The 12987-nt window shown below is 36.5% G+C and carries 10 protein-coding genes; 4 read left to right on the top strand and 6 right to left on the bottom strand.

What is annotated here, in order from left to right; translation table 11 throughout:
• Nucleotides 1–121: 121 nt before the first annotated feature.
• Both EI546_RS14815 and EI546_RS16675 read left to right on the top strand, forming a co-directional pair.
• A complete protein-coding gene (locus tag EI546_RS14815) occupies nt 122–988 on the top strand; it encodes a glycosyltransferase family protein (protein ID WP_317127429.1) in 867 nt (288 codons plus the stop codon).
• A gap of 25 nt (nt 989–1013) precedes the next feature.
• Nucleotides 1014–1262 carry a glycosyltransferase gene (locus EI546_RS16675; RefSeq protein WP_317127428.1) on the top strand — a complete coding sequence of 83 codons (249 nt, stop codon included), beginning with the start codon at nt 1014–1016 and terminating at the stop codon, nt 1260–1262.
• A 131-nt stretch (nt 1263–1393) separates the two neighbouring features.
• Here EI546_RS16675 and EI546_RS14810 read toward each other — a convergent pair whose 3' ends face one another.
• The 6 genes from EI546_RS14810 to EI546_RS14785 form a co-directional block, all read right to left on the bottom strand.
• Nucleotides 1394–2377, bottom strand: coding sequence for a hypothetical protein (locus EI546_RS14810; protein WP_128251273.1), 984 nt, complete (start codon nt 2375–2377; stop codon nt 1394–1396).
• Between the two features lie 123 nt (nt 2378–2500).
• Nucleotides 2501–3805, bottom strand: a complete 1305-nt coding sequence (locus tag EI546_RS14805; protein ID WP_128251272.1) for an O-antigen translocase — start codon at nt 3803–3805, stop codon at nt 2501–2503.
• Nucleotides 3806–3838: 33 nt separating this feature from the next.
• Nucleotides 3839–4036, bottom strand: a complete 198-nt coding sequence (locus EI546_RS16545; protein ID WP_240673125.1) for a four helix bundle protein — start codon at nt 4034–4036, stop codon at nt 3839–3841.
• A gap of 245 nt (nt 4037–4281) precedes the next feature.
• Entirely contained in the window at nt 4282–5382 is a 1101-nt protein-coding gene (locus tag EI546_RS14795; RefSeq protein ID WP_128251271.1) for a DegT/DnrJ/EryC1/StrS family aminotransferase, read from the bottom strand.
• Nucleotides 5379–6371, bottom strand: coding sequence for a GNAT family N-acetyltransferase (locus EI546_RS14790; RefSeq protein WP_240673124.1), 993 nt, complete (start codon nt 6369–6371; stop codon nt 5379–5381). Before EI546_RS14790 ends, EI546_RS14795 begins: the two co-directional genes overlap by 4 nt.
• Before the next feature lie 479 nt (nt 6372–6850).
• Complete coding sequence (locus tag EI546_RS14785) at nt 6851–9331, bottom strand: M14 family metallopeptidase (RefSeq protein WP_128251270.1); 2481 nt, start codon at nt 9329–9331, stop codon at nt 6851–6853.
• A gap of 389 nt (nt 9332–9720) precedes the next feature.
• Here EI546_RS14785 and bshC point away from each other — a divergent pair, with 389 nt between their 5' ends.
• Both bshC and guaA read left to right on the top strand, forming a co-directional pair.
• Nucleotides 9721–11316 carry a bacillithiol biosynthesis cysteine-adding enzyme BshC gene (gene bshC / locus EI546_RS14780; RefSeq protein WP_128251637.1) on the top strand — a complete coding sequence of 532 codons (1596 nt, stop codon included), beginning with the start codon at nt 9721–9723 and terminating at the stop codon, nt 11314–11316.
• A 123-nt stretch (nt 11317–11439) separates the two neighbouring features.
• Nucleotides 11440–12969, top strand: a complete 1530-nt coding sequence (gene guaA, locus EI546_RS14775) for a glutamine-hydrolyzing GMP synthase (protein ID WP_128251269.1) — start codon at nt 11440–11442, stop codon at nt 12967–12969.
• Nucleotides 12970–12987 lie beyond the last annotated feature (18 nt).

Here is a 12987-nt window from a genome sequence, read left to right as displayed (position 1 = left end):
TTTATAGTATTTTTGAAAACCACTGACAAAGATAAGTTATTTCCAAAATGAGCCATCCTTATAGCCAAACCAATCCTTTAGTGGATTTTTGTGACCATACATTATTCATAAATTTAAGTAAATGAGAATTCTATTGGTTGGTGAATACAGTAGGTTGCACAACTCTTTAAAAGAAGGTTTGCAGGAACTTGGTCATAAAGTAACCTTGGTTTCAACGGGGGACCAGTTCAAGAAATTCCCATCAGATATTCTCTTGAATCGACGATACCATTCGGGTTTTTCAAAAAAAATCAAGGTTGGGATTTACAAGATGTTCGGAATCGACATCACGTCGATTTCGTTAAAAAATCAATTCTTCAGCTATAAAGAAGAATTTAAAGATTTTGATGTAGTGCAATTAATCAACGAAAGTCCCTTTTCAATTGCCGCTAAAGAGGAAAGGGAAATGATTTCATTTTTAAAAAATAATAACAAAAAGCTTTTTCTTCTTTCTTGTGGGGCGGATTACAGCAGTATAAAATATGCTTACGATAAAAAATTGCGGTATTCAACCCTCAGCCCATTTTTTGACGGAAAGGTTTCGGAAAAAGATTCGGATCCGGCATTAAAATATTTACGGCCTGAGTTTGTTTCATTGCACAAATTTATTTTTGAAGAAATGAACGGAGTAATTGCTTCCGATTTGGATTATCACATTCCACTTAAAGGGCACGAAAAATATCTCGGATTAATTCCTAATCCGATAAACACTTCAAAACTGAAACAATTACCGTTTATTGTAGATAATAAAATCATCATTTTTCACGGAATTAACCGCGGTAATTATTTTAAAAAAGGAAATGATTATTTTGAAGCTGCTCTTCGCAAGATAGAAGATAAATATCATGCAAAAGTTGAAATAATCACGGTTGAAAGTGTTCCGTATTCAGAATACATTTCGGCGTATAATTCCGCCCACATACTGTTGGACCAGGTTTTTTTCGTATGATCAAGGTTATAATGCCTTGGAAGCAATGGCAAAAGGAAAAGTTGTATTTACCGGTGCCGAAAGGGAATTTTTGGAATATTATAATCTCAAAGAAGATGAAGTCTGCATCAACGCACTCCCGGATGTGGATTATTTATACGGAAAACTAGAAAATCTTATCTTAAATCCGCAGCAGCTTATTGCTATTTCAAATAGTGCACGGAAATTTATTGAGAAGGAACATAATTACATTTCCATTGCGAAAAAGTATTTGGAAACTTGGGAGGATAATTAGGATAGTATGGCCACTAATGCACGAATTTAATTCTAAATTATTCGTGAATTCGAAAAGGCTAAGCCACAAATACACGAATCCACTTAAAAAATATTCGTGCATTCGTGGCAAAAACTTTATTTCTCCAAAAATCAAAAAGGCAACTCAATAGTTTTCGGATCAACAAAATCCTTTGTATATGGGTTTTCAAGATAACTCAACGGAGGTTTTTGAAATTGCAATATATCTTCTCTTTCAATTCCGTAAACCGACCAATAATTTGCTTTTAGCTGCGCAAACATATCGTCGGTCCAATTTCCAAAAAGTGGTTTGTTGGGAACCAATTCAATAGGTTTTGTTTGAATTATGACTTCAGTATCACTTTCTTCAATTTCGAATTCGGGTTTGTACTGCATGATATAATCATCATAATGAAACCTGGCATATAACTCTTCAAATTGAATGGGATGCAAAACGTGACCTTTCATTTTTTCTAAAATATCACTTTCCTTTTCCGCGATTAGTCCACCATCCCGAAAACATACTATAATCCCAAAAGCATTGACGCCCATTGAAAACAATAGATTTACGGTATCGTCGCGATAGCTAAAAATATCTGCAGAGTATTTAAGAGGAAAAACAACTATGCTCCACGGTTTTTTCCCTTCAAAAGAAACTGGAGCTATCAAGGATTGTAGCATTAAATGAAAATTACCGAAGCGCTCTCTTAAATATGGGGAAAGCGAGAACTCCCTTCCTTGTCGTTGCAGACGTTGCTTTTCATAGAGCATTTCGTAGTACAACAATCCATATACAATGCGGCCTGACCATTGAAAAATCTCTACTTCTTCCAACGCGGACATACCATCAAATCCATTTTTAAAAGCAGCTTGGATTTTTTTGTCCAAATTTTTAAAAGCGCTAATTACTCTTTGAGAAGCTGGTAAACGCAAATCGGAATATATATACGATTTTTCCTTGTCCATCATTTCAATTCGCTCGTCACCAAACTTAAAATGTTCTAACAACCACTCGGGAAAAACAGAAATACTTTCATTGGTTAAATCTCCGGACAAAAAGCAAAAATGTTCATCAAAAATAAGTTCATCAAAAGGATTAAAAAGTGATAAGGACATAGAATTAAAGTAAAATAGGAATCAGAAATAATTTCCTCGCAAATATAACCATTAGTCTTTGCCCAAGAATGGAAATTTCTTAGGATTGGGGTACGGTTTTGGGAATTAAAAATTAAAAGTAAATTAGTTTCGACCGCCTAAGGACGCACGCCGTTCCTGCTTTTTAAAATAACGGATAATTAAGAAGAGCACCACCAAAAAGTAAATTATATAGCGTAACAAATGCGCCATGACCACTCCTTCAATTCCATATATTCCTACAAAATAATATGCAAAGCCATAAAAAAGAGCCAGGGACATAATTTCGGTCACCACGAAATTGATCACCAATTTTTTGGCCAAAAATTGATGGGCCAAAACCAGAGATGCCAAACGCACAAAATCGCCCATAAGTTGCCATTTAAACAGCGATGCCATTTCGTACTGTCCGGGATAAATAAGGTCGATAATTACGTTTCTAAACAAATACACCAAAACCATCCCTACTGCGAAAAGCGGTAAAAGCGTTTTGTAAATTGAGATAACTTCTTTTTTGAAATTATGGGAATCATAAATTCCCGCAAATTTTGGAATAACATACAAGGTGAAAATTGAGCCGGAAAAGACCATGTAATTATGTGAAATAAACGTCATATTCGTCCAGATTCCCGCATCTCGTCCCGATAGCTTTTCATCCAACATGCTTCGGATATCAATTTCTACGAGAGGCAGTAATATCGAGGAAACGAAGGACATTACCGTAAAGGCCAAAAGAGCCTTCGCCATCGGAGCGCGAAATTGTAGCTTTTTAAACTGTAAATACTCCCTTAAAACTCTATAAAAAACCGAAAGCAATACCAGCACTTGGACTATAGGCGTTATTGCAATCGCAACCAAAACACCATTAAGATTGTATTGAAAGAGAAAAACAACAGTTAAGACAGAACCTGCCAGATAACTGATTATGTCTATTTTTACAAACTTTTTATATTCCGAAAGTCCATTTATTACACCATTAAAAACCCTTTGAATGGCAATAAAAGGAACAACTACGGCGAGTAATTTTATGACAAACGAATATTCTGTGCTGGCGAATAGATGTAAACTGATTTCATCTGAAAAAATAAGCAGAACGGGAACTGTTATTGAAACACCTACTACCAGAAAAACGAAAACAGACGAGAATAGTTTTTGTAATTTAATCTCATCAGTTTTATATTCGGCAATATATTTTACCACTCCGTTAAAAGTACCCAAAGAGGTTACGGATACTAAAAGTTGGGAAATACTCCGAAGCTGTCCTATTTTATACTGTCCAACGGGTCCTACATATTCCGTAAGTAATCGCTGGATTATTGCAGAAATAAACAACCGGACTACAATAGCCCCGGCATTTAAAGAAGTCATCTTTAAAAGAAGGTTATTCCGAAGGAACGCTGGAATTTTCAAATTAGTTGGTAGTTTTTAGTGGATAGAGGATCGTCAGCAATAGTAGATAAAAGATCTATTTTTATTTTTGAGATATTTATGCAAACCGCTTGGCATTTTCGATAGCTCCTCCAGTTTTTCTCTTGTAGTCTCATCTTTAGCTTCTGTGATATATTTTCTTCTCCGTGCAATTGCTGAACAAACTACGCACTCTTTCACAGAATTTCCCGAAATAACGATTAAATTGTGCATCAGAATCGCCAGCGATTTCAGCTAAATTTAAAGAGATTGAAATAGCAGCACGAATATATTACCATGAGAGTATATTTCTTCCATAGGAAATTCATCAGTTGTGTCGTAAACCATATCCACAAAATCCAGCGATTTTTAATATACCTGTAAATCTTCGAAAGTAAACTTAGTCGTTTTCATATAAAAATATTCAGATTAAAAATTTCCTCTATTACTTCTATAAACCAACCTCTAACCATTAACCTCTAATAACTATTTAAAACCTCAATAATCCTCTCTACATCTACTTCTGAAAGTATAGGACTAATTGGAATACTAATTATTTGATTATGTGTTTTTTCGGTATTCGGAAACGACAGATCCGAATAATCCGAAAGTGCTTTTTGTTGATGTGGAGGAATGGGATAATGAATTAAATGTCCAATCCCATTTCGGTCCAAATAATCAATAAATTCGTTTCTATTTTCTACGCGAACTACAAAAAGATGAAAAACGTGATCTTCACTTCCATCATATTTTGGAAGGGTGATTTTTTTGTTTTTAATTTCTGAAAGATATCTTTTTGCAATTTCCCGACGTCTGTTATTGTCCATATCCAAAGAAGGCAATTTGCAGTTTAAAAATGCAGCCTGCAATTCGTCAAGTCGTGAATTAAAACCTACCAGGTCATTTACGTATTTGCTGGAAGTCCCGTAATTTCTTAGTTTTGAAAGCACGTTTGCTAAATCATCATCATTCGTTGTAATTGCTCCAGCATCCCCAAGTGCTCCAAGATTTTTAGTAGGATAAAAACTAAAACCTGCGGCATCTCCAAGATTTCCGGCACGTTTTCCCTCATCATTCCTGGCACCATGAGCTTGGGCTGCATCTTCAATTACCAAAAGATTATTCTCTTTTAAAATTTTTTGGATTTCTTTCATCTGGGAAAGTTGTCCATACAAATGAACGGGCATTACGACCCTGCTTTTTTTAGTTATTGAATTCTTGAGTGAAGCTAGATCAAAATTATAAGTATCTAAATCAGTTTCGACCAAAACCGGTTTTAAACCAGCCTGTTTTATTGCCAAGATTGTGGCGATGTACGTATTGGAAGCCACTAAAACTTCATCATTGTCCTTTAATTTCCCAAGGATCTTATAGCCTTCTAAAATTAACCGCAATGCATCAAGACCATTCCCTACTCCAACACAATGCTTTGTTCCACAATACCGGGCGAAATTTGCTTCAAACAGTTTTACCTGATTCCCCAAAACGTAATATCCAGATTCCAGAAACTGCTGAAAACTTTCGTGAAATGAAGATTCAAACCGCTCGTTAATTGCTTTTAAATCTAAAAAAGGAATCATAGTAAAACTTCATTTAAAAGATGATGGTTATCTGTGTCGATTTCATAAAAATCATGAACAATTCCTCGTCCACCAAAGCTTTCTTTCCATTTTATAAGTCCGGTGTTGACTTTCAGACCTTGGCTCTCATTTGAAATCCCGAAGTCGAAATATCTCTTATTTGAAAAATAGTTCAATAAATAATGGAATAGAAAATCCAAGCCTCCTGTTTTTCTTCCGATAGCATTTGCAGAAATATATTGCGCGTGTGCTACTTCCGAGGTTTCAAAAATGGTGGTTCCGGCAACAATTTGATTATCTTTATAAACATTGAATTGCCTGATATTTTCTGGAAAATAGGATTTTAATAAATTAATTTCGGGCACGGAATGAACTGGGTTTTGATTGTGAACCTTTTTAAGATTTGGCTCTAAAACCTCTTCCCAAAAAGAATCGAAAGTTGATTCTTCTCGAATCTGCAATTTATTTTTTTCGCCTTTTTTAATTCCTCTTAATCTGTTCGAGGATTCAATCTTTAGCTTATTTTCATTGAAGACACAACTACTCAAATCCCGTCGGCTTAGTTTCGCCTTTATAAGAAAAAGAAGATAATCAATTTCATCACTGGGTAATTGGTTGTAGATTTTTGGAAGCAATTTCAAATTTAGGGTCAAAATTCCTTCAGTTTTTAGAAAAATCAACAGACTTTGAAAAATAGCCAGCGCTTCGGGAAATGTAGTTTTTTTTCCTAGTACCAATCCGCCATAACTTAGACCTTGATGCGAATGGAGCACTCCCGCTTTTAAATTAGCTGGAATTACCGCTACAAGTTTTTCTTCACTAAAAACAACCAGAGAAAAATCTTCAAATCTATCGGAATGATAATCCATAAAATCTCTGTGGAACAAAAAAGTAGCATTCTTTGCATTTTTTACAAAACTGTCCCAATCGGGTTTATCTGAGGGTTGATACTTTCTTACTTTGTATTTATCCAATTTATTTGATTTCAAAATTAAATTTCTCTATCATCAATTCGTGCGCATACCGAATTCAAAAAAAGTTCCTAGGTGAAATTTATAACTGGTATTGTTGTCTATTTATTTCAAATATCCTTAGTTTTCGTCATGAAAATTATCGATAAACTAGATTACTAAATTTAGGCTCGGAATTATTGACTTGAACTTTGGAAACCTAAAACTAACGCAAAAAGGATAAAGCAAGGTATCAAAATTGATTATCCAATACTACCTAACGCGACAAATATACAAATGAACAAAGACCAAATCCTCATCAGTCATTTTTTAAATAAGATTTTGAGGATTTTTCTTTTGACATCTTACCCAAAATTAAGGCATCTATTAATTTTAACGATGCATATCAAAGAAGGGAGACGATAGAGTTTTAAGGAACACAAATTTATTTTATAAAACTATTTTGATTTGATTGAGGATAAAAAGGGATCAGCGAGAATAAATTATGGGTTAAACTTTTAATATCCTGCTCCCACAAAAAACACTGCGTTTGCCAACAACAATTTTCCATTCTGCCAAAATGAACGGAACACCACATCATCCACAAGATAAACCACGCTGCCCCTACCCTTTTCAACTTGGGCGAAAACGATAGAATTCTTTAAAGATGCATTGGCCGTTTCTCCAGAAAATCCAGCCACAATTTTAGGCCCATCTTTTATATAGCCCACATTATAACCGTGTTCTAAAAACTTGTAGGAATCATTTCCCAGTTTCAGTGTATAATAAGTATCACCATAACCAAATGCCAAGGGATGGGTGTTATCCAAATTAATCTTATAAATACTTCCGGTAATCATATCCTTAGTGCTTTCCATTTCCCGCTCGGCATAAGGAATTAAATTACCCTCAGAAACTGAATCCTTTTCTTTTTCTTCATTTTGAGAATTGTTTTTAACCAGATCAAACTCTTCTTTACCCTCAAAAATACCCACCGCATTTCCCATCGCGATTAATTTCCCTCCTTTGTCTATCCAGTTTGAAAGAGTTTCAAAAACCTTATCATCGATTATCGAATTGTAATATCCGTCAGGCAAAATCAATACATCGTAATCAGACCATTGAATTCTTTTTACATCACTTGTATTTATGGAAGTAATCGGGTATTTAAGCTGAGTTTCGAAAAAATGCCATAATGTGCCGTAGTTTAAGGTAGAAGTTCCTTCGCCCTGAAGCATAGCAATTTTTTTGTTCTTAATTAAATGCACATATTGCGATCCAAAATCGGTTGCTTTATCGGCAAAACTGGTGGGAGAAGCGTATAATTGTCTACCCATTTTGTTGGCGATTTCAATAAGTTTTTTGTCGAACCCTGGATTGTTTTTATTGTCGCTCCTGGTAATTATCAGGCTACCGCGTCCAAATTCATTTCCACCAAAACTTAGCTTATTTTCAGAAAAACGCACTTTAATGTCCTCCTTTAATAATTCTGAAAGAAATTCTGCATCCTTTAAACTGTTCCATTTTGAAATATAACCAGCTGCGGATGTTGAAGGCAAATTTAAAACATCGTTATTTGGATTGTTACTTGTTGAGGATACCAAAGTAGAACTTGCCACAGCCTCAAGGCCAAAGGCGTAAGGAAGGCTCCAAGCCGTAATATCATAAGTTACAGGTGTTGATAGCATAGTCTGCGGCTCGAAAAGAACCTCGACCATTTTACCTTTTGGCTGATTCGTGCTAACAACTAAAGCGCCATTTGCATCTATAGAACCTTTTTTGTTGGAAGCATAATCAAATCCTTTTACGGTTCCCCCATTTGAAAAACCATACTTTATCTCATGACGATCCAACATTTCCGTCAAGGTTTGGATATTATCTGGATTTCCTTTTAGAACAAAGCTCTTATACTTCAAATCATTATTTTGAAAGAATTCCTTAAAATGGGAATTTAGAGGCCGGGCATTCTGCGATGCCACTTCGATGGTGGAAAGTCCCGAGGTAGTATGATGGGTCATCCTATCTACCAATGTTAATTCAATATCCTCATCGTTGATGATCCCCAAACCGGCCCTGCCATGACCAGCTTGTTCATAGGTCATCCCAATAGCACCCATAAATAGCGGATAGGTATCGCCATAACTGGGATACAATAGGTCAAAACTTTCGCGGGTAAAGAAAAGCCATCCGTTTTCGTCAAAATGTTTTGCGTTGTTTTTTCCAATAGTATTTTGGAATTCCCGTTGCCAAGGTGTAAGCATTTCGTGATAAGGCTCAGCTCCCGGCGCAAAATAATAGGGATTGTTGATGTACTGCTCATGAAAATCGACATGGATCTGGGGCATCCACTGGTTATAAATTTTCAATCGTTGTTGTGTCTCTACCTGACTTGCCCACATCCAATCACGATTTAAATCGAAGAGATAATGATTTGGTCGTCCGCCAGGCCATGGCTCACTGTGCTCGGTGGCGTCCTGCGACGGATTATAAGGTGTTGCTTTTACTTGATTATACCAATTTACGTAACGATCGCGGCCATCAGGATTCACGTCCGGATCCATAATAACAATAACATTCTTTAAATAATCACTATGCTCGGTAATGAGTTTGTAAATAGTGTTCATTGCAGCCTCACTACTAGAAGCCTCGTTTCCGTGAACGTTGTAGCTGAGCCAGACAATTGTTTTTTCGGGAAAAGCAGATCCCTCCAGAATTCCGATATTCTTTAAATTATCCGTTCTTATTTTTTCCCGATTTTGAATATTTTCTTCGGAAGAAACCACAGCATACGTCAATCTGCGCCGTTCATTCGTTTTTCCATAATCGTGGTAATCGACCATATTGCTATTTGCAGCTACGTGCTCAAAATAAGAAACCACATCGGCGTGCCTGGTAAATTCGGTTCCGATCTCATATCCCAGAAATTCCGAGGGTGACTTGAGTTGTGCTAAAACAAGAAGTGGGAAAAACAGAAAAACCAGCAGGAAGTAACGCTTCATTTTAAGAGATTTTAATTGCAGGCTAAAACTAAAGAAAGATTTTTGAAACTAGACATTTTGAAACACGACATTTTGAGACACGACTTTGAAATTGGATAGTTTGGAATATTTTTTCTCACCACGAATACACGAATGTCTATGTAGTTGACGGTTGGAAACAGGACGATTTGAACCACGACTCTATAAAACAGGACCATTGGAAACAAGACATTAAATCCACCGTCGTGTTTCCAATCGTCGTGACTAAAACGCCAATAATCAGACCGTCCTGGTTCAAAACGTCGTGACTCAAACCTTCAAGACCGTATGCCTTCACTCAAGATTAACGTATCTTTAAACCCCCTGCCCATTGAAAACGGTTATTTTTGTTTGAATTTTCCCAAGAACCTATGCCAACCCATTCCATTCCTTATAAAGACACCGGATATTTCACAAAGCTTATTTGTGATTACCTGGACGAAAGAGATAATCTAAAACCATTTTACAATCGGTTTCCTTCTCTAAAAAACTTTAAACTTCAAATTGAAGAAAAACAGCAAGATTTCACTGAGGAAAAAAGACATCTTTTAGCAAAGCGGATTATGTTTCAGTATGGCGACAATTCGCTTTCACAATCTACTTTAAGCAATATTGATTTATTAAAAGAGCATACCACTTTTACGATTACAACGGGTCACCAATTAAATCTTTTTACGGGTCCACTTTACTTTCTTTATAAAATATTTTCAGCAATAAACCTTTCTGAACAACTCAAGAAAGAATATCCAAAATTTCATTTTGTGCCAGTTTACTGGATGGCAACGGAAGATCACGATTTCGAGGAAATAAACCATTTCAATCTTTTTGGAAAGAAAATAGAATGGAACAGAGAATCCGCTGGCGCCGTTGGCGAATTATCCACTGAGGGATTAAAAGAAATAAAACAGCGTTTAAAAAAAGAATTCGGCGAGAGCGAGCACGGAAAGAAATTGGCGGGCTACTTCTCCGAAGCCTATACCAAAAACAGTAATCTGGCAGATGCGACACGGTATCTTGCAAACATGCTTTTTTATCATCATGGTCTTGTAATTGTGGATGGAAATGATGAAGAACTCAAAAAATGTTTTATCCCTTATGCAGAAAAGGAACTGATCGAAAATCTCAGTTTTAAAGAAATTTCGAAGACAACGGAGCGATTGACCGATTTGGATTTTCCTGAGCAGGTGCATCCCCGAGAAATTAATTTGTTCTATTTAAAAGAAAATCTGCGGGAGCGGATAATTGAAAGAGACCATAGATTTTATATAAATGAAACGGATATTTCCTTTTCCAAAGAGGAAATCATTTCAGAACTACACGAACATCCAGAACGATTTTCTCCAAATGCTCTACTTCGTCCTTTATACGAAGAAGTTATTTTACCCAATCTTTGCTATATTGGTGGCGGTGGAGAATTGGCCTATTGGTTTCAATTAAAGGATTATTTTGAAAAAGTGGAAGTGACATTCCCTATTTTGTTACTTCGAAATTCCGCTCTGCTAGTTCCACAACGACTTATAAAAAAACTACAAAAGCTTGATTCTGGAATTGAAGAAATGTTTCTTCCGCAACACGAACTCATTACACGACATACCTATGAAAAATCCAAAATTGACATCGACTTTTCAAAACAAAAGAAATATTTGTCAAAGCAGTTTAAGGATTTATATAAATTGGCCGAGAAAACCGATGCTTCCTTTTTAGGCGCTGTCCGAGCCCAAGAAAAAAAGCAATTAAATGGCTTGGACCACTTGGAGAAGAGATTGTTAAAAGCCCAAAAACGTAATCTATCCGATGAGCTGGATCGCCTTAGAAATATCCAGGATGAACTATTTCCCAACCAAAGTTTACAGGAACGCCAGCTTAACTTTTCAGAATTTTATCTGGAGTATGGTGAAGATTTGCTGGATCTATTAAAGGAGAATTTAGAGCCTTTGGATATGAGGTTTACTGTTTTTGAGTTGTAGTTTAAAAATTACTGTACATCTCTTTCTAGACCCTCTTTTATCATCAAACTCTTGATGGAACAACTGAAATTAAAATTCTGAATTTTGAATTTCTAATTCATAATTAAAAAAGTATTTTTGGCTATGCAAAACACCGTTCTCATTTTAGATTTTGGTTCGCAGTATACCCAGCTCATCGCCAGACGAGTACGGGAACTGAACATATATTGCGAAATCCATCCGTACCACTCTATTCCAGAAAATCTTGATAATTTTAAGGCCGTAATTCTGTCTGGCAGTCCTTTTTCAGTTAGGGCAGAAGATGCGCCGCATCCCAATCTCTCCAATATTCGAGGCAAATTGCCACTTTTAGGGGTTTGTTATGGTGCTCAATATATGGCTCAATTTAACGGAGGAAGTGTAGAGCCTGCCAATTTGCGCGAATACGGACGCGCCAAACTCTCAATGATAAAACCGGGGGAAGTTTTTTTCGAGGGAATTCCGGAAAACACTCAAGTATGGATGAGCCATGGCGATACTATTGAAAAACTTCCAGAACATACTGTCCGTTTGGCAAGTACTCCTGAAGTTTTAAATGCTGCTTTCAAATTTGAAGGTGAACCAACTTACGGAATCCAATTCCATCCCGAGGTATATCATACCACTCACGGAAAACAATTACTGGAAAACTTTCTAGTGAAAATTGCAGGTGTAGAACAAGCATGGACACCCGCTGCATTCGTTGAAACTATCGTTCACGCATTGAAAGAACAAATTGGCAACGACAAAGTTGTCCTTGGTTTAAGTGGCGGGGTAGATTCTACAGTAGCTGCTACCTTATTGAATAAAGCTATCGGTAAAAATCTTTACTGTATTTTCGTCAACAATGGTTTGCTCCGGAAAAACGAATTTGAAAGCGTGCTCCACCAGTATAAGGATATGGGGCTAAATGTAAAAGGAGTGGATGCTTCGGAAAGATTTCTGGAAGCGTTAAAAAATGAAACCGATCCCGAACGCAAACGAAAAGCAATAGGAAAAGCCTTTATCGAGGTTTTTGATGATGAAGCACACGAAGTTACGGATGTTGATTGGCTGGCACAGGGAACAATTTATCCAGACGTTATTGAAAGTGTTTCGGTGGCAGGGCCTTCCGTAACCATAAAAAGTCATCATAATGTGGGTGGACTACCTGATTTTATGAAATTGAAAATCGTGGAACCTTTGCGCATGCTTTTTAAAGACGAAGTTAGGCGAGTAGGAAAAGAATTGGGAATCGATCCCGAATTACTTGGCCGTCATCCCTTTCCAGGACCTGGTTTGGCCATTCGTATTTTGGGTGATATAACTGCGGAAAAAGTCCGTATTTTGCAAGAAGTGGATTTTATCTTTATCGATGGATTACGAAAATGGGGATTGTATGATAAAGTATGGCAAGCGGGAGCCATATTACTTCCAATAAATAGCGTTGGCGTTATGGGAGATGAAAGAACCTATGAAAAAGTAGTTGCTCTACGAGCAGTGGAATCAACAGATGGAATGACAGCGGATTGGGTAAACCTTCCCTATGAATTTCTACAAGAAGTGAGCAATAATATAATAAATCGAGTGAAAGGCGTTAATAGAGTAGTTTATGACATAAGCTCAAAACCGCCTGCAACTATAGAATGGGAATAAGCAAAAAACACCTGAGCC

Origin of the sequence: Aequorivita sp. H23M31, from assembly GCF_004022485.1 — a bacterium.
Lineage (GTDB): Bacteria > Bacteroidota > Bacteroidia > Flavobacteriales > Flavobacteriaceae > Aequorivita > Aequorivita ciconiae.
This window is presented reverse-complemented; position numbering and strand designations above follow the sequence as displayed.